The 21,418-nt window shown below is 30.2% G+C and carries 20 protein-coding genes, 2 tRNA genes, 1 other RNA gene and 1 pseudogene; 17 read left to right on the top strand and 7 right to left on the bottom strand.

The window, feature by feature from the left end:
- Positions 1-80: 80 nt before the first annotated feature.
- The 7 genes from J2Z42_RS07950 (at position 81) to J2Z42_RS07980 (ending at position 7,609) form a co-directional block, all read left to right on the top strand.
- Positions 81-1,520: a spore germination protein gene (locus J2Z42_RS07950; protein WP_209702120.1), complete on the top strand. Its 1,440-nt coding sequence runs from the start codon at positions 81-83 to the stop codon at positions 1,518-1,520.
- A 3-nt stretch (positions 1,521-1,523) separates the two neighbouring features.
- Positions 1,524-2,687 (top strand): Ger(x)C family spore germination protein, encoded by a 1,164-nt coding sequence (locus J2Z42_RS07955; RefSeq protein ID WP_209702121.1) that lies wholly within the window; start codon positions 1,524-1,526, stop codon positions 2,685-2,687.
- A 19-nt stretch (positions 2,688-2,706) separates the two neighbouring features.
- Positions 2,707-3,822 carry a GerAB/ArcD/ProY family transporter gene (locus tag J2Z42_RS07960; protein ID WP_209702122.1) on the top strand — a complete coding sequence of 372 codons (1,116 nt, stop codon included), beginning with the start codon at positions 2,707-2,709 and terminating at the stop codon, positions 3,820-3,822.
- A 131-nt stretch (positions 3,823-3,953) separates the two neighbouring features.
- Positions 3,954-4,709, top strand: coding sequence for a type I methionyl aminopeptidase (map, locus tag J2Z42_RS07965; protein ID WP_209702123.1), 756 nt, complete (start codon positions 3,954-3,956; stop codon positions 4,707-4,709).
- A gap of 83 nt (positions 4,710-4,792) precedes the next feature.
- Positions 4,793-6,190: an aspartate ammonia-lyase gene (locus J2Z42_RS07970; RefSeq protein ID WP_209702124.1), complete on the top strand. Its 1,398-nt coding sequence runs from the start codon at positions 4,793-4,795 to the stop codon at positions 6,188-6,190.
- A 17-nt stretch (positions 6,191-6,207) separates the two neighbouring features.
- Positions 6,208-7,446 carry a [FeFe] hydrogenase H-cluster maturation GTPase HydF gene (gene hydF, locus J2Z42_RS07975; RefSeq protein ID WP_209702125.1) on the top strand — a complete coding sequence of 413 codons (1,239 nt, stop codon included), beginning with the start codon at positions 6,208-6,210 and terminating at the stop codon, positions 7,444-7,446.
- A gap of 87 nt (positions 7,447-7,533) precedes the next feature.
- Positions 7,534-7,609, top strand: a tRNA-Trp gene (locus tag J2Z42_RS07980).
- 85 nt (positions 7,610-7,694) lie between these two features.
- On the opposite strand, the pseudogene J2Z42_RS07985 reads toward J2Z42_RS07980, so the two are convergent.
- A pseudogene (locus J2Z42_RS07985) lies at positions 7,695-7,838 on the bottom strand (tyrosine-type recombinase/integrase); the annotation flags it as partial.
- Positions 7,839-7,911: 73 nt separating this feature from the next.
- On the opposite strand from J2Z42_RS07985, the gene J2Z42_RS14475 reads away from it, so the two are divergent.
- The 7 genes from J2Z42_RS14475 to J2Z42_RS08015 all read left to right on the top strand — a co-directional run bounded on the left by J2Z42_RS14475 (position 7,912) and on the right by J2Z42_RS08015 (position 12,560).
- Complete coding sequence (locus tag J2Z42_RS14475) at positions 7,912-8,067, top strand: hypothetical protein (RefSeq protein WP_245331544.1); 156 nt, start codon at positions 7,912-7,914, stop codon at positions 8,065-8,067.
- A gap of 70 nt (positions 8,068-8,137) precedes the next feature.
- Entirely contained in the window at positions 8,138-8,413 is a 276-nt protein-coding gene (locus tag J2Z42_RS14485; protein ID WP_245331545.1) for a hypothetical protein, read from the top strand.
- 174 nt (positions 8,414-8,587) lie between these two features.
- Positions 8,588-9,403 (top strand): MBL fold metallo-hydrolase, encoded by an 816-nt coding sequence (locus J2Z42_RS07995; RefSeq protein WP_209702126.1) that lies wholly within the window; start codon positions 8,588-8,590, stop codon positions 9,401-9,403.
- 365 nt (positions 9,404-9,768) lie between these two features.
- Positions 9,769-10,227, top strand: a complete 459-nt coding sequence (locus J2Z42_RS08000) for a hypothetical protein (protein WP_209702127.1) — start codon at positions 9,769-9,771, stop codon at positions 10,225-10,227.
- Between the two features lie 674 nt (positions 10,228-10,901).
- Positions 10,902-11,066 carry a YvrJ family protein gene (locus tag J2Z42_RS08005; protein ID WP_209702128.1) on the top strand — a complete coding sequence of 55 codons (165 nt, stop codon included), beginning with the start codon at positions 10,902-10,904 and terminating at the stop codon, positions 11,064-11,066.
- Positions 11,067-11,298: 232 nt separating this feature from the next.
- On the top strand, positions 11,299-11,853 hold the full coding sequence (locus J2Z42_RS08010) for an MEDS domain-containing protein (RefSeq protein ID WP_209702129.1): 555 nt from the start codon (positions 11,299-11,301) through the stop codon (positions 11,851-11,853).
- Between the two features lie 254 nt (positions 11,854-12,107).
- The gene (locus J2Z42_RS08015) at positions 12,108-12,560 is read left to right on the top strand and encodes a zinc-ribbon domain-containing protein (protein WP_209702130.1); all 453 of its coding nucleotides are present in this window, start codon (positions 12,108-12,110) and stop codon (positions 12,558-12,560) included.
- 184 nt (positions 12,561-12,744) lie between these two features.
- Here the strand turns inward: J2Z42_RS08015 and J2Z42_RS08020 are convergent, their stop codons facing one another.
- From J2Z42_RS08020 to J2Z42_RS08030, 3 genes are all read right to left on the bottom strand, one after another.
- Positions 12,745-13,746, bottom strand: coding sequence for a GGGtGRT protein (locus J2Z42_RS08020; protein WP_209702131.1), 1,002 nt, complete (start codon positions 13,744-13,746; stop codon positions 12,745-12,747).
- Between the two features lie 22 nt (positions 13,747-13,768).
- A complete protein-coding gene (locus J2Z42_RS08025) occupies positions 13,769-14,461 on the bottom strand; it encodes an iron-sulfur cluster assembly scaffold protein (protein WP_209702132.1) in 693 nt (230 codons plus the stop codon).
- A gap of 156 nt (positions 14,462-14,617) precedes the next feature.
- Entirely contained in the window at positions 14,618-15,271 is a 654-nt protein-coding gene (locus J2Z42_RS08030) for a hypothetical protein (protein ID WP_209702133.1), read from the bottom strand.
- Between the two features lie 182 nt (positions 15,272-15,453).
- On the opposite strand from J2Z42_RS08030, the gene polA reads away from it, so the two are divergent.
- Genes polA through J2Z42_RS08045 form a run of 3 tightly spaced genes read left to right on the top strand, consistent with a single transcriptional unit; the run spans position 15,454 to position 19,325 of the window.
- Positions 15,454-18,093 carry a DNA polymerase I gene (gene polA, locus J2Z42_RS08035; RefSeq protein WP_209702134.1) on the top strand — a complete coding sequence of 880 codons (2,640 nt, stop codon included), beginning with the start codon at positions 15,454-15,456 and terminating at the stop codon, positions 18,091-18,093.
- A gap of 45 nt (positions 18,094-18,138) precedes the next feature.
- Positions 18,139-18,786 (top strand): dephospho-CoA kinase, encoded by a 648-nt coding sequence (coaE, locus tag J2Z42_RS08040; RefSeq protein ID WP_209702135.1) that lies wholly within the window; start codon positions 18,139-18,141, stop codon positions 18,784-18,786.
- A complete protein-coding gene (locus J2Z42_RS08045; protein WP_209702136.1) occupies positions 18,783-19,325 on the top strand; it encodes a lytic transglycosylase domain-containing protein in 543 nt (180 codons plus the stop codon). The genes coaE and J2Z42_RS08045 overlap by 4 nt, the downstream gene beginning before the upstream one ends.
- Before the next feature lie 118 nt (positions 19,326-19,443).
- Here J2Z42_RS08045 and ssrS read toward each other — a convergent pair.
- The 3 genes from ssrS to J2Z42_RS08060 all read right to left on the bottom strand — a co-directional run bounded on the left by ssrS (position 19,444) and on the right by J2Z42_RS08060 (position 21,229).
- Positions 19,444-19,620: non-coding RNA, 6S RNA (ssrS, locus tag J2Z42_RS08050), on the bottom strand.
- A 94-nt stretch (positions 19,621-19,714) separates the two neighbouring features.
- Positions 19,715-19,799: transfer RNA gene (locus J2Z42_RS08055), tRNA-Leu, on the bottom strand.
- A gap of 65 nt (positions 19,800-19,864) precedes the next feature.
- Complete coding sequence (locus J2Z42_RS08060; RefSeq protein ID WP_245331546.1) at positions 19,865-21,229, bottom strand: sigma-54 interaction domain-containing protein; 1,365 nt, start codon at positions 21,227-21,229, stop codon at positions 19,865-19,867.
- Positions 21,230-21,418 lie beyond the last annotated feature (189 nt).

A 21,418-nucleotide genomic window follows, 5' to 3' on the forward strand; every position in this document is an offset into this window, starting at 1 on the left:
GGTCTTCGGGCTTACCAGCCCTTTAAATAAGTGTAATTGGATACAATTCCAGTAAAAATACAATTTTTACTGGAATTTAGATGCGAAATCTCTGTGAATTTAGTGCAATGCTTGTATATTTAAATAATATGATAGAAACAAACCTTATTGAAACATCCGTTATTCAAAAATTGACAAATAAATGTGAAGAATATACCTATTATCCTGGAACTAAGAAATATTCTAAATATTTATTTGGAATAAGGGATGAGGACATATATAGAAGTATGGGTAATATTGTTGATTCAATATTAAGTGGAAAACTTATTCTATTTATAGATGGATTAAATGAAGCAATGGTAATTAATATTAATAAGCCTCCAGCTAGAAATATAGAAGAACCCAAAGTAGAGACCATAATTCGTGGACCAAGAGAGGGATTTACAGAATCTATAGGTGTCAACATGACTCTCATAAGGAAAAAAATCAAAAGTACAAATCTTAAAATGGAATCCTTCAAAATAGGAAGGGAAACAAGAACAGATATTGTCATTACTTATCTTTCTAATATAGCAAATCCTAAAATAATAAATGAAGTAAAAGAAAGATTAAATAAAATTGATATAGATGCAGTAATTGGTGCTAACTATATAAAAGAATATTTGATTGATGATCCTATAAGCAGCTTTCCCACCATGTTTTCTACAGAAAGGCCGGATGTAGCGGCCTCTAAAATATTAGACGGTCGTATTTGCATTCTTGTAGATGGAACGCCTTTGGCTATAACCGTACCATCTCTTTTTCCAGAATTTTTAATAAGTAATGAAGATTATTATCTAAGATTTATTCCAGGTACTATTAATCGCTGGATTAGATATTTATCTTTTGTATTCACACTTACTTTACCAGGATTTTATTTGGCAATAACAACATTCCATCAGGAAGTTATTCCAACCCCATTACTTATTACTTTTATAAAAGCACGTTCTAGAGTACCATATTCAGCATTGTTTGAATGTATTCTAATGTTATTAATGTATGAAATATTAAGGGAGGCAGGTATTAGAATGCCAAGAACTGTAGGTCAGGCAATGAGTGTAGTAGGTGCTTTAGTATTAGGCCAGGCTGCCGTGGAAGCAGGTATTGTAAGCGTTCCTATGGTAATTGTAATATCTGTAACTGCTATAAGTTCCTTTGCCATACCCTCCATAGAAATGTATGAAGCAGTCATATTACCTAGATTTATATTTACATTACTTGGAGGATTCTTCGGATTGTTAGGTTTAATCTGCGGCATAATAATACTATTTATGAGTCTTATATCCAAGCGTTCTTTTGGAGTTCCATATATGGCACCTCTTGCACCATTTATAGGAGAAGATTTTCCAGATTTGATCATAAGGCGTCCCATTTGGTTTAAATTTAAGAGACCTCATTTTATAACAGGAAAACCTTCTTTTAAAAGAAAGCCAAAGTCACATATAAAGTCAATAAAAGAAGAACAATCAAAAGCTATTAAGGAAAAGGAAAACAAGGAGTAGCTTATGAAAAAAATTATTTGCATTTTAATTTCAATTATAATTTCACTTTCCTTTACAGGCTGCAGAGGTTCAAAACAGGAGGTCGAAAAATTAGCAGTAGTAATGGCAATTGGTTTTGATCTTACACCTGAAAATAAATATTTAGTAACAGTACAAATACTTAACGCCCAGAAGGAATCATCAAAAGGTGACCAGGGAAGTTCTTCACCACAGGTTATGATTTTTAGTTCTGAGGGGTACACTCCTTATGATGCCATAAGCAATCTATCTACAAAGTACGGCAGAGATCTATATTTTGGTCACAGTCAATATATTGTTATAGGCAAGCACCTGGCTGAATCTGGTTTGTCCTTGTTTATTGATTCTGCATTAAGAAGCCATCAAACAAGAGCAGGCGATATTTTGCTCCTGGCAAAAGATAAAGCTTCAGAAGTAGTAGCATTTAAACCTATTGACGAAACAATTCCTTCTAATTCAGTAAAGAATTTAACAAAGCTCCAATCATTTAAAGGATATTCTCCTATAATTTCCAGATTAGATTTTGCTAATGCCCTGTACAGCAAGACATCATCTCCTATTATGGGTGTAATTGATATAAATCAAAGCAGTAACATAAGTCCAACATTGAAACTGGATGGTACCGGAGTGTTTAGAAAGGATAAACTTATTGGACATTTAAATATTAAGGAAACACGGGGGATGCAGTGGATAAAAGGCAAGGTTAAAAATGGAACTATAACAACATCTTTGCCAAATGGCAAGAAGATAACGTTTTATATACTAGGTGCAACTAGTAAAGTAAAATCTATAATAGAAAATAATAATATAATAATTAAAGTAAATATAAAATCACAATCAAGTATATTAGAGCTTGATGATAAACTAGACACTATGAAACATCCAAAAATAATGGATGATCTAGGCAAGTTACAGAGTGAAGCTATAGAAAGAGAAGTTAATCTAGCTTTAAATGCATCACAGAAAAAATTTGATGCAGATATATTTGACTTTGGCAGCTTAATACATAGAGATTACCCTAAAGAATGGAAATCATTAGAAGGCAATTGGAATAACATTTTTCCACATATAAAAGTAGAAGTTACTGTGACCTCTAATTTAAAAAATCCAGGTACAATTTCTAAGTCCATAGATAGCAGCATAAAATAATTTTACAAGAGGTAGTATTATGAAAACAAAAATATCAGCTTATCAACTATTTTCTAGTATTGTTTTAGTACCTTATGGCAGCGCATTGCTTTTTTTTATAATTCCAAATGCAAAACAAGATGCATGGTTATCAATGCTTATTTATATGTTTCCTGCAATTATACTACAGATTGTATATACCTATCTCTGGAGTAAATATCCTGATGATACTATCGTTACATATATGCCTAAGATTTTTGGAAAAATCATTGGAACTATTTTAAGTATATTGTATACAATTTTTTTTACATATGAAGCGGCAAGAGTACTGAGAGATATTGCTTCTCTTATAACAATTAATACAATGCCTAAAATGCCACTTAGTCTAACTACAGTACTTATAGTATCAACAGTTGTATGCAGTGTCCATACAGGTATAGAAAATCTTTGCAGGGCAGCACAGGTAATATTACCTATTCTAGTATTTTTCTTTATATTAGAATGGATATTTTTATTTACAACACCTAATGCTTTAAAATTTTATAATTTAAAACCTGTCCTTGAAAACGGAATACTACCTGTTATAAAAGAAGGCTGGAAGCTCATAACTTTTCCATATGGTGAGACTATATTACTAACTATGTTATATCCATCTGTAGTTGAAAAGTCAAAGGTAAGAAAAGCTGCAATACTAGCTGTTATTTTTCAAGGAATAATCCTAACTCTAACCTCTATAATGTTTATATCCGTACTTGGTGCAGACTTTGCGGGCACTTCACTTTTTCCACTGCTGCGAACCGTACGTTTAATGCATATAGGTGAATCCTTCGATAGGGTAGATGTATTTTTAATACTTATTATGGTAGTGGGTGGTTTTATCAAAATAAGTCTGTTTACCTATGGTGGAATGCTGGGTACTGCACAGCTTTTAAAATTAAAAGATACAAAACATTTAGCTGTACCTTTCAGTGTAGTAATTTTAATAACATCACTGCTTATAGCTAAAAATTATACACAACATATATACATAGGTCAGGTAATAACACTATTATATGTTCATCTTCCATTAGCAATTTTTATACCTATTATTGCGTTATTACTTCAATGGATAAAAGATTTAGTTAAAAATAAAAAGAGTTGTGAAAAAAATCTGTGATATGGACAAAATTAGAGTGCAATGTTATCATTAAATTTGTTATACTTTATAAATTTTGTATATTATGATTTTAAAAATATCATAACTAAGAGAAGACTTATATAATAAATTTTAAGATAGAGGCGATAAACTTGATAGATATAAAAACTAAGAAAGAGATAGGATATATGGCAGAAGCAGGTAAAATACTGGTTTCATGTCACAAGAAAGTTAGAGAACTTATAGAACCTGGTATAAGCACTATGGAAATAGATAGTGCTGTAGAAAAACACATGAGAGAATGTGGAGCAACGCCAGAACAGAAAGGATATGAAGGTTTTCCATATGCTACTTGTGCTTCTGTGAATGATGAAATATGTCATGGATTTCCAAACAAAAAGCCTTTAAAAGAAGGCGATATTGTAACTATTGATATGGTTGTAAATTTAAATGGATGGCTTGCAGATTCTGCATGGTCATATGCAGTTGGAAAAATATCAAAAGAGGCAGAGAATCTTATGAAAGTAACTAAGGAATGCCTTTATAGAGGTATAAAAAAGGCTGTTATAGGAAATAGAATAGGTGATATAGGCCATGAAATTCAAAGCTATGCAGAACCACTTGGATATTCAGTGGTAAGGGATTATACAGGACATGGAATAGGCAAAGAAATGCATGATGATATAGCTGTACCGCATTATGGAAAGCCAGGCAGAGGATTAAAGCTTAGAGATGGAATGGTAATTACAATAGAGCCGATGATAAATATAGGAGACTATAAAACTAAAGTGGACAGCAATAACTGGACAGCACGTACTGTAGATGGAAGTCTTTCAGCTCAATATGAGCATACTCTTGCTATAACAGAAGATGGCCCTATTATACTTACAGATCAGGGTGATGAATAGATCAATTAGGCACTCAATTTTGGGTGCTTTTGTTTTATATAAACATTGATGAATTAGATTAGAAATAGAAGGTGAGGTAAAAATTGGATTTTAGGATAGAGAAAGATTTACTTGGAGAAAAGGAAATAGACAAATCAGCTTATTTTGGAATTAATACAAAAAGGGCTTTAGAGAACTTTGAACTCCCGGGAAAAATTGTAAACTTAAATTTGATTAGAGAAATTGCACTTATAAAGAAAGCTGCTGCCATGGTTAACAAAAATTTAAAAGAGCTGAATAAAGATAAGGCTGATGCAATAATTAAAGCCAGCGATGAAATTATAGATGGAAAATTTGATGATGAGTTTAAATTGAGTGCATTTCAGGGTGGGGCTGGCACATCTACAAATATGAACGTAAATGAGGTTATAGCTAATAGGGCTATAGAAATACTTGGAGGAGAAAAGGGAGATTATAATTTAGTACATCCATTAAATGATGTAAATATGTCACAGTCAACTAATGATGTATATCCTACAGCTCTTAGAATTGCAGCTATACATCTTATAAGAAGGTTAAGTACGAGTCTAGCTGATTTGCAGGATGAACTTCAGATAAAGGAAAATGAATTTTCAGACATAATAAAGCTTGGAAGAACTGAACTTATGGATGCACTTCCTATGATGGCAGGTCAGGGTTTTGGAGCTTATGCAAAGGCGATATCAAGAGATAGGTGGAGAATCTATAAATCAGAGGAAAGACTTAGAGAGATTAATATAGGTGGCACAGCTATTGGAACAGGCCTCAATGCTACGAATAGATTTGCATATGAAATAACCGACATAATTCAAAATTTAACCGGGCTTGGCATGGCAAGATCTGATTATCCTATGGATGGTACGGAAAACTGTGATGTATTTGTAGAAGTTTCAGGACTTTTAAAGTCTTTAGCTTGTAATCTTCTGAAGATATCCAATGATTTAAGACTTCTAAATTCCGGACCAAAGGGAGGAATTGGAGAAATCATTCTTCCGGAAGTCCAGGCGGGATCTACTATTATGCCAGGAAAGGTTAACCCGGTTATAGCTGAAATGGTTGGACAGGTGAGCATGAAAGTGATTGCAAATGATACAGCTATTACAATGGCATGCAGTGCAGGACAGCTTGAATTAAATGCTTTTACTCCGCTTATTGCTGATTGTTTGCTCGAATCACTGGAACTTTTGGATGGAGCTGTTATAATATTTAAAGAGAAATGCATTAAAGATATTAAAGTAAATGAGGAAAATTGCAGAAAAAACCTTGAAAGATCTACTGCTGCAGCGGCAGCTTTGGTTCATTATATAGGATATGACAGGGCGGGAAAAGTTGCAAAAATGGCATTAAAAGAAAATAAGACAATAAAAGAAGTTTTATACAAAGAAAAGATATTGTCAGAGGAGAAAATAGATAAGATAATAAATCCATATGAGCTTACTAAACCGGGAATACCTGGCAAATGATATTGGAGGGATTACTCATGAGTTTAAATGAAACACCGCGTTCTGTTAGAATACATATAGCTTTATTTGGCAGAAGAAATGCTGGAAAATCAAGTATCATAAATACAATGACAGGTCAGGAGATAGCTATTGTATCTGATGTAGAAGGTACTACGACAGATCCTGTTTATAAATCTATAGAAATTCTTCCTATAGGGCCCTGTGTCATAATAGATACTGCAGGACTTGATGATGAGGGCAAGTTAGGAGAACTTAGGAAAGAGAAGACCTTAAAGGTTTTAAATGAAACGGATATATCGATAATTGTGATAGATGCGTCTATTGGGATTACAGAATACGATAGATATATAATAAAACAAATAAAAGATAAGAAAATTCCTATTATAGGTGTATTGAACAAAATTGATGAATCAGATGTAAGCGATGATGATGCAAAAAAATTACAGAATGAGTTTAATATAAATTTTGTGAAAGTTTCAGCGGTTACGGGAAAGGGAATAAACGAATTAAAAAATGAGATTATAAATATAATGCCCAAAAGTGAAGACAAATTTAAAATAATTGGAGATTTAATAAATCCAGGTGATTTTGTAGTGCTTGTTACACCTATAGACAAGGCAGCTCCTAAAGGAAGACTTATACTTCCACAGCAGCAGACAATAAGAGATACTCTCGAAAGTGATGCTGTTGCTGTTGTAACCAAGGAATATGAACTTAGAGAAACTTTGGATAATCTTAAGAAGAAGCCTAGAATAGTGATTACTGATTCTCAGGCATTTTTAAAGGTTGCCGCAGACACACCTAAGGATGTTTTAATGACATCATTTTCTATATTATTTGCAAGATGCAAAGGTGATTTATTGGAACTTATAAAAGGTGTCAAGGCTGTAGAAAGGTTAAAGGATGGAGACAAGGTATTGATAGCAGAAGGATGTACACATCATAGACAATCTGATGACATAGGAAAAGTAAAAATACCTAGGTGGATAAGGCAGATAACAGGCAAAAAGATAGATTTTGAATATTCATCGGGTGTATCATTTACAGATGATGTAAAAAAATACTCGCTTATAGTTCACTGTGGCGCATGTATGCTGAATAGGAAAGCTATGCTGTACAGAATTGATTCTGCAAAAAAGTTCAATGTACCTATAGTAAACTATGGAATACTTATTGCATATGTGCATGGAATACTTGATAGAGCTCTTGAACCATTTCCACTTGCCAGGATGATATGGAAAGAAGAAAATTTATAAAATTTTTAGCTTGACTAGTGCTATTTTCTGTATTATAATATCTCTTGTCGGCAATGGCTATTGTTAATAGTTAAAGCTTGATAATATAGGGGTATAGCTCAATTGGTAGAGTAGTGGTCTCCAAAACCATTGGTTGAGGGTTCGAAGCCTTCTACCCCTGCCAAAAATGTTGAAACTAAAGGGTTTGCAAAAATGCAGATCCTTTTTTATTTTGTTTTTCCATCCATAGTTTTTAATAAGCCTTTATTTTAATTGAATAGATCATTTAATTTATCTACTGCTTTTATTTTTTGTTCAGGCATAACATGAGTGTAAATATTAGCCGTAGTAGAAATATCTGCATGACCTAAAAGTAACTGAACTGTTTTTAACGGAACACTTCTTTCAAATAGTAATGATGTAATTTAGTTAACAGTTGTAAATTTTTATGGCATAATAATAAACGGAAAATTAGGAGGACAAAGAGTGGAAAAAAGACCTAAAATTAAAATTCGTTATTCGATTTACGAAATAATAATAGATCTTATTAGTATTGCGGCAATAATAATAAATGTTTATTTATTATTAAAATACTATAAAGCACTTCAAAGCACTTCCAAATGTTATACCAACACATTTTAGTGGTGCAGGTGCACCTGATGGATATGGTAGTAAAAACTCTATACTCATACTTGCTGGTATAAATTTTATAATGTATATTTTTTTAACTACTTTAAGTAGATTTCCACGTATATATAATTATCTGAAACCAATAACTAAAGAAAATGCAGAATATCAGTACAAATGTGCTAGACAATTGATTATTATAATTAAAGCAGAATTTGCAATAATTTTTACCTATGTTGGATGGAACAGTATAAAAGTTGCTTTAGAAAAAGTTAGTGGTTTAGGTATATGGTTTCTTCCAATTATTTTAGTAGTTATTTTTGGTACACTTGCAATATATATTAGAAAATGTTTAAAATAGTTTTGACACAATATTCTTTTATTGTTAATTAAAAATCATTTGTACAGCATACAAATAAAATAGTAATTTGTAGAGAAGGTGAAGTCATGAAGATATTTTTACGTATGCATCCAAGAAATCGCTTATCCTCTGTACAACTATAAAATTATTACTGTACAGAGGAGTGTATATTAAATGAATAGATTAAATAAACCAGTTTTTACAAAAGAAACAATAAGAGAAATGGAAGATATGTCATCTTTCATACATGCTAAGATTTTTGATGATTTGCTAATTGTTGCACAAAAGCAAACAAACTGTTTTGTATTGAAAACAAGTGATGGGCTGATAGTAATAGATGCTATTTGGCCAGCAAAAGAAGCTTTTGAGGCAATAATAGATTCAATTAAAGATATTGGCTGGAATTCTGATACAATAAAAAAACTGGTTTTGACACATGGACACGTTGATCATACAGGATGTGGGAGATGGTTTGTTGAAAAATATCATGTTGAGACATATCTTTCTAAAGTAGATGATATTTTCTGGAAAGAACATCCAACAAAACCTAATAGACCGGAAACGTGGAAAGATTATAAAATTGATGTTTATATTCAAAATGGTGATACCATAACATTGGGTGATAAAACAATATATGTTTATGGCACTCCTGGTCATACTCCGGGAGGATTGAGTTACATATTCCCTGTAAAAGAAGATGGGAAAATACACATGGCAGCATTATGGGGAGGCACGACACCACCATGGACAAAGAATGAAGTAAAACAATATCTCAAGTCATTGGATTACTTTATAAGTGAAGCAATTCTTAAAAAGGTAGATGTAGCTTTAAGTAATCATACAGCTATAGATAATGGATTGGAACGTATTATGTATTCAAAAAAAAGATTAGACTATATGCCAAATATTTATATTATCGGGCAGGATGGATTCCAAAATTATTGTCAGGTATTTCGTACATTGAGTTACGAAATGTTGGAAAAATTATAAACATAACATGAAGCAGACTTTGTATAATTAAACAATATTGAACAAAAGACATATCAATTGCTGATACGTCTTTTGTTTTTATATTAATTGGCATAGTTTAGCTACTTTGCTATAATGACAAGCTTGCTTATATTACTCCAAATATTAAAAAACATCTAAAATTTTATGGAGATTAGTATATGGGCAGGCAGGTCTTATGTAATTTATACAGGTATAAAAAGCAATAAACGACTTTCTATAGATTTATAATAAAGATAAGAAATAGCTACATCACAATATTCTTACAAGGCTTATTAATTGTAAATTTGAGATTAATGAATAATAGTAAATTAATACGTCTAAATAAAATTCTACAATAAAGGAAGGTGAGTATTATAAAGAAAAACTTTATTGCAACTTGTATCCTTTGTATAATTAGCATTTTGGTAGGAGTAGGCTGTAGTAATAAAACAGCAAATTACGAACCAACATTTAAAAATATTGGCTTGAAAACAGATTCTACAAAAGTAAAAGAAATTTCCTATCAAATTATGAAAGAATATCTTAATGAATATAAGAAAGATACAGTATCAAAAAAAGTTAAAATCACAGATTATACCATAAATGGTATCTATAATATAAAGGGGAATACCGACAAATTTAGTTTTTCCGTTGACTATTCTGTAAAACCATCAGAAAAACCATCCGATGAGAATTCAGGTTGGTTAGCAGGGACAGGTGATGGAGTACTAAAAGGTGATTGGGTTATAGATAAAGATGAATTTATATATGTAAATAAAGTAAACAATGAATATAAGATTACTAGCATAGGAACTGGTCCATAAATTAAACATTTTTTATAAACACTGCATTATTCAATTTTGAATTTTACAGTGTTTTTTCGTCGCATTTCAAAAAATTTATGAAGATATGGTCAAGTTTTTTATCTGAGTATAGAGGTATTCTCTACAAGCTAAGTACTAGAGAGAGCTTTTTAAACTAAAAAAATTTAGAAGTAAATTAATTCTATTGACTTATATAAGCCAATAAATGTATTATATTACAAAAGAAAACAATGCTGGTTTTCCCATAAAAACGTGGGATGTCAAGGAGTAGCTATCCTTGACCATTTTATTTATAAAATTCCTACTTACAGTAAACCTCAATACTGAAATTAACGTGGATTTAGTTTCTTTAACGTTCTCCTGGCTAAAGGTTTTGGTTTACTGCTTTCAGAATTATGCAACTTTATTGAATTGTAGATTTTAGATTATAGCACACAATATAAATGCTGAAAACTTGATACAATGATAGTATTTACCACGAAGCCATCCACATCTATAGATGGTGGCAGTTCACATAAAGTAATAATATTATTATGAGCTGCACTGGCATTATGAAGGATTTTGATGCAAATTATGAAAAGAATAGTGTTAAAATATACTGAAACAATACCTGAGATATCATATATATTATTTGTAAGAGAAATATTTATAATGGCAGAGGGAGGGTGATATTTATGTATGACCAGCTGATTAGTTTAATCAGTACCGTAGGGTTCCCAATAGCAGTTAGTATATATCTCCTCGTAAGGTTTGAAAATAAGATTGATGCTATTGCTAAATCTATCCAGGACTTGAGGGCAGATATATTGGCCGTTATAAAAGAACAGAAAAAGAAATAGGCATTAGGCCTGTTTCTTTTTTTGCTTCAAGTACTGCTTTTATTGGCGATTTTTAATATAAAGATGTCTAAACACATCTAACTTTGAAAAAAACAATATAATATTAATATAATATAGGGATAAATAATTAAAAGATTTAGTTATTTAATATTAATATTAAGAGGAGTATCTACATATTATGTAGAATATAGAAATAACAAATTAATTGTGAGGATATAGAGGATATAAGATTATGGATGATAATAAAATTTTTGGGTTACATTCTTCATTTTACTATTTTGGGTTACAACATTTATATATAAATATGTATCAGTATATAAAGTTGGGTTTAAAAAGAAATGAATTTATATGTTTATTTACAAATTATGATTTATACGATTTCATAAGACATTCTCCGAAAATAGATGAAAATAAAATTTTATATGTTCAGGATGTATCAAGGATACTTAATATGTATAAATCTTTAGAATTAAAGGATATAAAAAATGAATTATTGAAGTATGAGAAGACAGTCACAGACAAGGGTTATTCTGGAATTAGATTTATCATAGATTCCAAACATTTAATAGATAATACATCGAAAGAGGAGTTCTTAAAAATAGATTCTGATGTTACAAAAATTATTTCTAAGACTAGATCATCTGTAATGTGCATATATGATTTTGAAGATTATATTGTTGATAAAAAAACTATAGATGATGAAATTATGGATGAATCATATAAAAACCATTTACACAGGTTGTATAATAGTAAGTTGATAGATTCAAGAAAACTTATTAAAATTTAGGTATTTTATACACTTATATCAAAAGAAGTTCTATATATATTTATACTTTTTATATAGAGTTTTCCAAGTAATAAATTGATTATTTATTAATAGCATGTTCAACTGCAACTGCTGTTTCTGCCATATCAAAAACTTTATCTACAGACCCACTTTACAATGCCCCATTTTATGACATATAATGATACAATTTACGCTTATTTTTCATGATTTATTATGATATAATCTGACCATGAAATAGAAATGGGAGGGTTAAAATGGGTAATTTGATTAATTGCAAAGATTGCGGAAAAGAAATTAGTAAAAAAGCAAAAACTTGTCCACATTGCGGTGCAAAAGTGAAGAAAAAGAAAATAGGATTATGTATTGTTATCGGTATTATAGCATTATTTATTATTGTAAGTGCTGCTTCAAATGGTTCAAAAACAAATTCAAACAATGCATCACAAAAGTCAACATCAGCAAATAGCAGCACCAAGAAGGATAAAAAGTCAGAAATTACAAAAGAAACTTATGATAAAATTCAAAATAATATGACGAAAGAAGAAGTTAAAAAGTTATTAGGTGAACCAACATCTGTTAGTGAAAGTGAAACACCTGGAGTTGGAAAAATGGAACTTTATCATTATCAAAAAACATTTGATACAAAAGCCATCACTATAACATTTTTTAATGGTAAAGTGTACACAAAGAATTGGACTCAGCTATAATAAAGCAGTCACACAGAATTATTATTCATAAAATAACTCTAGCAATAGTCAAGTAGAATTACTGGTGTCATAACTGGTAATTCTTTTTTATTTTCATATAAGCCTACTAAAATGCACAGAAAAAGACTGCACACATCATTAAAATTTTACTTAAAATAATGTGAACAGCCTTTTAAATTAGTTTTTATTTATTCATAGCTTCTTCAACTGCAACTGCTACAGCAACAGATGCACCAACCATTGGGTTGTTACCCATTCCGATTAGTCCCATCATTTCAACGTGAGCTGGAACTGATGATGAACCTGCGAATTGAGCATCTGAATGCATTCTTCCCATAGTATCAGTCATGCCATATGAAGCAGGACCTGCACCCATATTATCTGGATGAAGAGTTCTTCCAGTACCACCACCTGATGCAACTGAGAAGTATTTCTTTCCTTGTGCAATACATTCTTTCTTGTAAGTTCCTGCAACTGGATGCTGGAATCTTGTTGGGTTAGTTGAGTTTCCAGTTATTGATACGTCGACGCCTTCATGGTGCATTATAGCAACACCTTCTCTAACGTCATCTGCTCCGTAGCATCTAACTTGTGCTCTTTCTCCATCTGAATATGCAGTTTCTTTAACTATGTTAAGTTTTCCTGTATAATAGTCAAATTTAGTTTGAACATAAGTAAATCCATTAATTCTTGAGATTATAAAAGCAGCATCTTTTCCAAGACCGTTTAATATAACTCTTAATGGCTTTTTTCTTGCTTTGTTAGCTGAATTAGCAAGTCCAATTGCACCTTCAGCAGCTGCAAATGATTCATGTCCAGCTAAGAACGCAAAGCACTCAGTTTCTTCTCTTAAAAGCATTGCAGCTAAGTTTCCATGTCCAAGTCCAACTTTTCTATCGTCTGCAACAGAACCAGGAATACAGAATGATTGTAAGCCTTCTCCTATAGCTTCAGCAGCTTCAGCAGCTTTTTTGCAGCCTTTTTTAATTGCTATTGCAGCACCTACAGTGTAAGCCCAACATGCATTTTCAAAACAAATTGGCTGAACGCCTTTAACTATGTTATAAGCGTCTACTCCTTTTTCGTCGCATACAGCTTTAGCGTCTTCTAATGAATTCATACCATATTTTTTTAATACAGGTATAATTTGATCTATTCTTCTTTCATAACTTTCAAATAATGCCATAACAATCTTTTCCTCCTATTCCTTATTCTTCTCTTGGATCGATGATTTTTGCAGCTTCGTCATATCTTCCGTATGTACCAGTAGCTTTCTTTAAAGCTTCAGCAGGTTCCATGCCTTTTTTAATGGCTTCCATCATTTTCCCAAGACTTATAAATTCATATCCTATAACCTGATTATTTTTATCAAGAGCTATATGATTAACGTAACCTTCAGTCATTTCAAGGTATCTAGTTCCCTTAGCTTTAGTTCCGTACATAGTACCAACTTGGCTTCTTAGACCTTTTCCTAAATCCTCAAGGCCTGCTCCTATTGGAAGTCCGCCTTCAGAGAATGCAGTTTGAGATCTTCCATAAACTATCTGTAAAAATAATTGTCTCATTGCTACATTTATAGCATCACAAACAAGGTCTGTGTTTAATGCTTCAAGTATAGTTTTTCCAGGTAGAATTTCTGATGCCATAGCAGCTGAATGAGTCATTCCTGAACATCCTATAGTTTCAACTAAAGCTTCCTCTATGATGCCATTTTTAACATTTAAAGTTAATTTGCAGCCACCTTGTTGTGGAGCACACCAACCTATACCGTGAGTTAATCCTGATATATCTTTAATTTCCTTAGCTTGTACCCATTTCCCTTCTTCTGGAATTGGAGCTGGCCCATGATTTGGACCTTTAGCTACGCAGCACATTCTATCTACTTCTGTTGAATAAATCATATTTTATCTCCTTCCTGATTTATAAATATTATATTTGCATATGGTTTTATAATTATCCCACTGGGACTGAAATAATCCCAATGTGTGTATAATCGTTTTGCAAACAATATAATTTTATCAAATATATCATACTATCTCAATAGTTATATATAAAAATTAAGCACTGTGATTGTATTGAGAGTAATTAAAATGTATAGAAATTAAGGTTCTGGGGCTGAATTTCCCTATGGAACATTTTTTTATTATATCCATGGATTTATGTATATCTTTAATTAAATCTACATTGTTTTCTATTAAATCTTCTTTTATACATTCATTTGAATAATTGCAGTAGGCAAAGTAATCCTGTCTTTCTTCAAAATAAGTTCTGTATTCTTTCCTACATAATTTTATTACCCGTCTGCATAGATATAAGTTACAGGGATGTGGTCTCAATATAAAATTCAAACTGCATCCATTTTTACTTAAAAATGGACATAATTTAAAAAAGAGAGATGTATCAAAATTTTCATACTTTTTATTAGAATTTATAAAGTCTGCATATTTATTTTTTAGAAAAGTTCCGTTAATTTTTATTGAATAACTTTTTAATAAAGAATTTTTAAGCGATACTAGATAATATATAAAATTACTTTTACCATTATCTATAATATTTTTGATGTCTATTAGTCTGTATTCAGGAAAATACCAGCAGCAACCTCTATTTTTGATAGAAGTATAAGATGTAGATTCAAGAATATTAGAGCACTTTCCACATAAAGTACATCTGAATACTGGAATATTATTCATAAAATTATAATTTAAAATCATAAAAACACCTTCTAATATAATTTTAATACTTTTTGCTAAGTTTTTAAATAGTTAGTTTAATATAGTATATTTTATTTATATTTACAATAATATTAAACAATATAAAATTATTTTTTATAAATAACAATGAAAAAATATTTGTGATAAAATATTAATAAAAGCGGTAAAAAAGGAGCAATTAAATGACTAATGAAAGATTATTAATATTGGATGGACATAGTTTAATGAATAGAGCATTTTATGCACTGCCTGATCTTACAAATAATGAAGGAATTCATACCAATGCAATTTTGGGCTTTGTAAATATGCTTTTAAAAATGAGAGATGAGATAACTCCTGATTATATAGTATGTACTTTTGATAGAAGTGCACCTACTTTTAGACATAAAGAATATGAAGAGTATAAAGCTGGAAGGAAAAAGATGCCACCTGAACTTGCAGAGCAATTTCCAATTTTAAAGGATATTTTAAAGTATTTATCTATAGATGAATTCGAAATAGATGGATTCGAAGCAGATGACCTTATGGGAACTTTATCTACATTTGCAGAAAGCAAAGGAATAGAAGTATATATAGTAACAGGTGATAGAGACCTTCTTCAGCTTGCCTCTGATAAAATAAATATAGTTATAACTAAAAAAGGAATTACTGAAAAAGAAATATACAACAAAAATAGAATGATAGAAGATTATGGGGTTACTCCAGAAGAATTTATAGATGTAAAGGGTCTTATGGGTGATAATTCGGATAATATACCCGGTGTTCCAGGTATAGGTGAAAAAACTGCATTTAAACTTATCAAGGAATATAAAAATATTGAGAATGTTCTTGAAAATATAAATAATATAAGTGGTAAAAAATTAAAAGAGAATCTTGAAAAGTATTCAGAACAGGCAATATTCAGTAAAAAACTTGCTACAATTATGAAGAATGTGCCTGTTGATATAGACCTTGAATCAATAAAATCAAAAGAAAATTATGATATAGTATCTTTGAAAAATTTATTTGAAAAACTTCAATTTAAGTCCTTAATAAATAAGATACCGGGACTTAAGGAAAGTGAAGAAAAAGAAAAGGCAAAATTAAATTTGAATTTTGAAGTTATAAACAATGTGGATAAGTTTAATGATTTTATAGAAAATAAAGTTTCAAATAAAAAAAATGAAATACTATATGTAAATTTTAATACTTTAAATAATGAAGTATATTCGAAAAGTTTTATAGACAAAATTTTTATAAATTTTTATAACAGCAATTATGTAGTTTACATAAAGGATATTTTCGAAGAAAATGAGGAGAAAACAGTTAATATTCTAAAACAGTTATTTAATCATATGGGTATGGCGACAGTTTCCTATGATGTCAAGACTGCATATAACATATTAAGCAAGAAAGGCATAGATTTAATTAACGTAAAATTTGATATAAAAATAGCGGCATATCTTTTAAATCCATCCAGGGGAGAGTATAATCTAAATGATATTATAAGAGAATGTACTGGAATTGATATATCATGTGATGATGATACATTTATGGTGGAGGAAACTTTACTTTTAAAGAATACATATGAATGTTTAGAGAAAAAAATACATGAAAAAGATATGGAAAATCTTTTATATAAAGTTGAGCTTCCACTGTGCAAGGTTCTCTCAGCTATGGAATGTGAAGGGTTTAGAGTAGACAGAGACAAATTAGATGAATTGAGAAAAAAATTTAAACTTGAAATAGATAAAGTCGAAAAGGATATATATGATCTTTCAGAAGAAGAGTTTAATATAAATTCACCAAAACAGCTTGGAAAAATATTATTTGAAAAATTGGATCTTCCTGTTATAAAGAAGACTAAAACTGGATATTCCACAAATGCTTCAGTACTTGAAAAACTTATGGATAAACATCCTATAATACAAAAAATAGTGTATTACAGGCAGCTTTCTAAAATTTACTCTACATATATTGAGGGCTTAAGTTCTGTTATAGATGCAGATAGCAAAATTCATTCTAATTTCAATCAGACTGTAACTGCTACAGGCAGGCTTTCGAGTACAGAACCTAATCTTCAAAATATACCTGTAAAATATGAAATGGGAAAAGAAATAAGGAAAATATTTGTTCCGGATGATGATGATTCTGTTATACTATCCGCTGATTATTCACAGATAGAACTCAGAGTACTTGCACATATTGCAGATGATAAAAATTTAATAGATGCCTTTAAGAATCACAGTGATATTCACACAAAAACTGCATCTGAGGTATTTAATGTTCCAATAAATGAAGTTACTAAAGCTCAAAGAAATAATGCTAAGGCAGTAAATTTTGGAATAATATATGGTATAGGTGATTTTAGTCTGGCAAAAGATCTGAATATATCGAGAGCTGAGGCTAAAGAGTATATAGATAAATATCTGGAAAGATATCCAAATGTAAAAAAATATATGGATGATATTGTGGATAGTGCAAAAAAACAAGGCTATGTTACTACTATAATGAATAGAATAAGATTTATAAAAGAAATAAAGTCATCCAATAAAATAGTTAGGTCATTAGGTGAAAGATTAGCTATGAATACTCCTATACAGGGAAGTGCTGCTGATATCATTAAAGTGGCTATGATAAATGTATATAGCAAATTAAAAAGTGAAAATTTAAAAAGTAAAGTTATACTTCAAGTTCATGATGAACTTATTTTGAATGTACATAAAAATGAAATAGAAAAGGTTAAGAGCATAGTGAAAACTGAAATGGAAAATGCAGTTTCTCTTAAAGTTCCACTTGAAACGGATATTAATTTAGGCAATAATTGGTATGAAATTAAATAAAAATAAAAGCCTTTAAAGTTATAATTAATGGAGGTTAGTGTGTTTATGATAAAAATAGGACTTACTGGAGGAATTGGAAGTGGAAAGAGTACTATTTCCAATATAATAAAAAATAACAAGATTCCAGTAATAGATGCGGATATTATAAGCAGGACAGTTTTAAACAAGTATCCTGAAATAATGAACGGTATTAAATTGAATTTTGGCAAAAAGTTCTTTGATGAGTATGGAAATATTAAAAGGAGAGAGCTTGGAAATTTTATATTTCAAGATAAAGATAGAAAATGTAAATATGAAGAAATAATAATGCCTTATATAAAAAATGATATACTTTCTGAAATGAAAAAGTTTAGTATGCAGGGAAATGAATTATGTGTATTAGATGCGGCAACACTTATAGAAAATAATTTTCAGAAATATGTAGATGATGTTATACTTGTATGGGTTAATAAAAATATACAAATAGAAAGAGTAAAAAAGAGAGACAATCTGACTTCAGAACAGGTAATAATGAGAATTAATTCTCAGATGTTGTTAGATGAAAAAAAGAAATATGCAGATTTTATTTTAGACAATTCAAATGATATAGCTAGTACCAAAGATAACTTGAAAATTATATTTGAAAAAATAATTACTAAACATAGGGGGGTGAAGTGCCTTAAAGAAGTATATTTAGGGCATACTCAGCATTGAAGTTTGCAAAAAGGTTATTAACTTTTATACTTATTTTATTTATAGTTTTAAATGCAAAGAATATTGTAAAACATTTTTATCCTCTAAAGTATTCAGAATATATAAAAGAATATTCGCAAGAATATAATTTAGATCCATATTTTATAATGGCTATAATAAAGACGGAAAGTGGATTTAAAGAAAATGTAAAATCAAATAAAGATGCCATAGGGCTTATGCAGATAACACCTGATACTGCCAGTTGGGCGGCACAAAAAATGGGTATATATAATTTTAGGCAGGATATGCTTGAAGACCCTAAGTTTAATATAAATATGGGGTGCTGGTATATAAATAATTTAAAAACTGAATTTAATGGTAATATGGATTTAGTGCTGGCGGCATATAATGGCGGCAGGGGAAATGTTCAAAAATGGCTTAAGGAGTCGGAGCATTCCTCTGATGGAAAAAATCTTCATTATATACCTTTTAAAGAGACTGATAAGTATGTAAAGAAAGTAAATGTTAGCTATAAACTATATAAATATATATACAAATGAGATTGATTATAAATATAAGGGTAAAGTGTAATATGGCATTTACCCTTATATTTGTAAGTTTGATAAAACATTAAAATAAAAAGAGAGACATAATAAAACATCTCTCTTTAAAGCTTTTTTATAATCCAAAATACCGCTGACTTCATTTGACACCTATCTCCCGATAGGTGGGTGTCCTCACAGATGATTCTATCACTTCCTATGACTCAAAGGTTACATATACACATCTAAATATTGAACTCCCTTTTTTATAATGTAGGTTCAAATTAAAGCCTGACGAATACCCTAGAAATTAAATTCAATTTTCAAAACTCATATTACAAAATTATTATAAATCTTGTTTTATATAAAGTCAATATCTTTTTGAAATCATTTTCAAAAAGATTATTTGGTGCGAAAGACGGGAGTTGAACCCGTACGATGTTACTCACACGCCCCTCAAACGTGCGCGTCTGCCTATTCCGCCACTCTCGCATTAACTTAACTCAACATATTAGTATTATAAACACATTTTTTTATGTTGTCAACTATAATTTTTTTTAATCGAACGATTTTAAATTTATGTTGAACTTGTTTATTTTTCTATATATGGTTGCTTTGCTTATTTTTAATATTTGAGCTGCACTTGCTGCATTTCCATGAAAGTGATTAAGTGCATTTTCTATACAAATTTTTTCTACTTTATTTAGTGGCAGTATATCTTTAAAGTTGTCAGGTAAAAAATTTGGAGCACTTTTAGTAGGGCTGAAAGACTCATATTTGGAAGTTATTGTAGTATCTTCACATAAATAATAAGATCTTTCAACTATATTTCTAAGTTCTCTTATATTTCCATCAAAGTTATGAAGCTTTAGGTTGTTTATATATGAAGAATCCAAATATTTAGGAGAACTTGGGTTTTTCATATTTAATTTATTTACAAAATATTGAGCAAAGAGATCTATGTCTTCAGTTCTCTGACTTAATGGTATAAGGTGCAGATTCATGACATTGAGTCTATAAAATAAATCTTTTCTGAAATTATTGTTTTTAACTTCTTCCTCCAGAAGCTTGTTTGTAGCGGCAATAATTCTAACATTGATAGATTTTTCGTGGGTAGAACCTACTCTTACTATTTTTAAATTGTCAAGTACTCTCAAAAGCTTTGATTGAATATCAAGCGGAAGCTCACCTATTTCATCTAAAAATATAGTACCTCCATCTGCAAGTTCAAACTTTCCCGGATAACCACCTGTCAGAGCTCCTGTAAAAGCACCTTTTTCGTATCCAAACAATTCACTCTCAACTAATTCTCTTGGTATTGCAGCACAGTTAACAGCAACAAAAGGCGCCATATGCCTTGCACTATAGTTGTGTATGGATTGGGCAAATACTTCTTTACCCGTACCGCTTTTACCTTCTATAAGTATATTGCAATTTGTTTTTGCAGCTTTTTTTGCAAGTTTTATAATATTTTTCATGCTTTCTGATTTGGTTATGATGTCGTCAAAAGTAAAGGAAGCTTTATATCCAACTACATTATTTACTATTTTGTGTAATTTTTTAGTATTCCTTATAGAAAGCACTATCCCTAATATTTTAATATCTATTTTTACAGGTATTATATTTACTACACACCTTATTTTGCTATTGTTTACATAAAAAGTACAGTCTTCATCAAGTACTTTTTCTCCTGTAATCATTATTTTATCAAGTATATCATTTCTTAAAATTTTATTTAAATTAATTTTGTAAAGAAATTTATCATCCATCCCCAATATTTTAATAGCAGCAGCATTTGCTTTTTTTACAATTAGATTTTTATCTGCAATTATAATACCATCATATGTAGAATCACAGATGGACTGAATTGTGGAGGATAGTAAAGCATTTTTCAATAATGAGTTGCTATTTGATTGACACATTGATATCATCCTTACTATAAATTTGTATATTTATATTACTTTAGATTAAGTATAACATTTATATATTTATTTTAGAAAAAAATTTGTATGAATATATATAAATTAATTGAACAAACTAATTTATACTAAGAAATATATTTTATATAAATTTAAGAATTGTAATGAAAAACAAAAAGAATAATATATATC

This window comes from Clostridium algifaecis (assembly GCF_017874415.1).
In the GTDB taxonomy this organism is placed as follows: domain Bacteria; phylum Bacillota; class Clostridia; order Clostridiales; family Clostridiaceae; genus Clostridium_B; species Clostridium_B algifaecis.

Bases quoted from the DNA above. Each gene is read 5' to 3' on its own strand.
- hydF (WP_209702125.1), top strand. From the start codon at position 6,208: ATGAGTTTAAATGAAACACCGCGTTCTGTTAGAATACATATAGCTTTA.
- J2Z42_RS08060 (WP_245331546.1), bottom strand. From the start codon at position 21,229: ATGTGTCAATCAAATAGCAACTCATTATTGAAAAATGCTTTACTATCC.
- J2Z42_RS08005 (WP_209702128.1), top strand. From the start codon at position 10,902: ATGTATGACCAGCTGATTAGTTTAATCAGTACCGTAGGGTTCCCAATA.
- J2Z42_RS08015 (WP_209702130.1), top strand. From the start codon at position 12,108: ATGGGTAATTTGATTAATTGCAAAGATTGCGGAAAAGAAATTAGTAAA.
- J2Z42_RS07995 (WP_209702126.1), top strand. From the start codon at position 8,588: ATGAATAGATTAAATAAACCAGTTTTTACAAAAGAAACAATAAGAGAA.
- J2Z42_RS07950 (WP_209702120.1), top strand. From the start codon at position 81: ATGCGAAATCTCTGTGAATTTAGTGCAATGCTTGTATATTTAAATAAT.
- J2Z42_RS07960 (WP_209702122.1), top strand. From the start codon at position 2,707: ATGAAAACAAAAATATCAGCTTATCAACTATTTTCTAGTATTGTTTTA.
- polA (WP_209702134.1), top strand. From the start codon at position 15,454: ATGACTAATGAAAGATTATTAATATTGGATGGACATAGTTTAATGAAT.
- J2Z42_RS08010 (WP_209702129.1), top strand. From the start codon at position 11,299: ATGGATGATAATAAAATTTTTGGGTTACATTCTTCATTTTACTATTTT.
- J2Z42_RS07955 (WP_209702121.1), top strand. From the start codon at position 1,524: ATGAAAAAAATTATTTGCATTTTAATTTCAATTATAATTTCACTTTCC.
- J2Z42_RS08020 (WP_209702131.1), bottom strand. From the start codon at position 13,746: ATGGCATTATTTGAAAGTTATGAAAGAAGAATAGATCAAATTATACCT.
- J2Z42_RS08025 (WP_209702132.1), bottom strand. From the start codon at position 14,461: ATGATTTATTCAACAGAAGTAGATAGAATGTGCTGCGTAGCTAAAGGT.
- J2Z42_RS08030 (WP_209702133.1), bottom strand. From the start codon at position 15,271: ATGATTTTAAATTATAATTTTATGAATAATATTCCAGTATTCAGATGT.
- coaE (WP_209702135.1), top strand. From the start codon at position 18,139: ATGATAAAAATAGGACTTACTGGAGGAATTGGAAGTGGAAAGAGTACT.
- J2Z42_RS14485 (WP_245331545.1), top strand. From the start codon at position 8,138: ATGTATATTTTTTTAACTACTTTAAGTAGATTTCCACGTATATATAAT.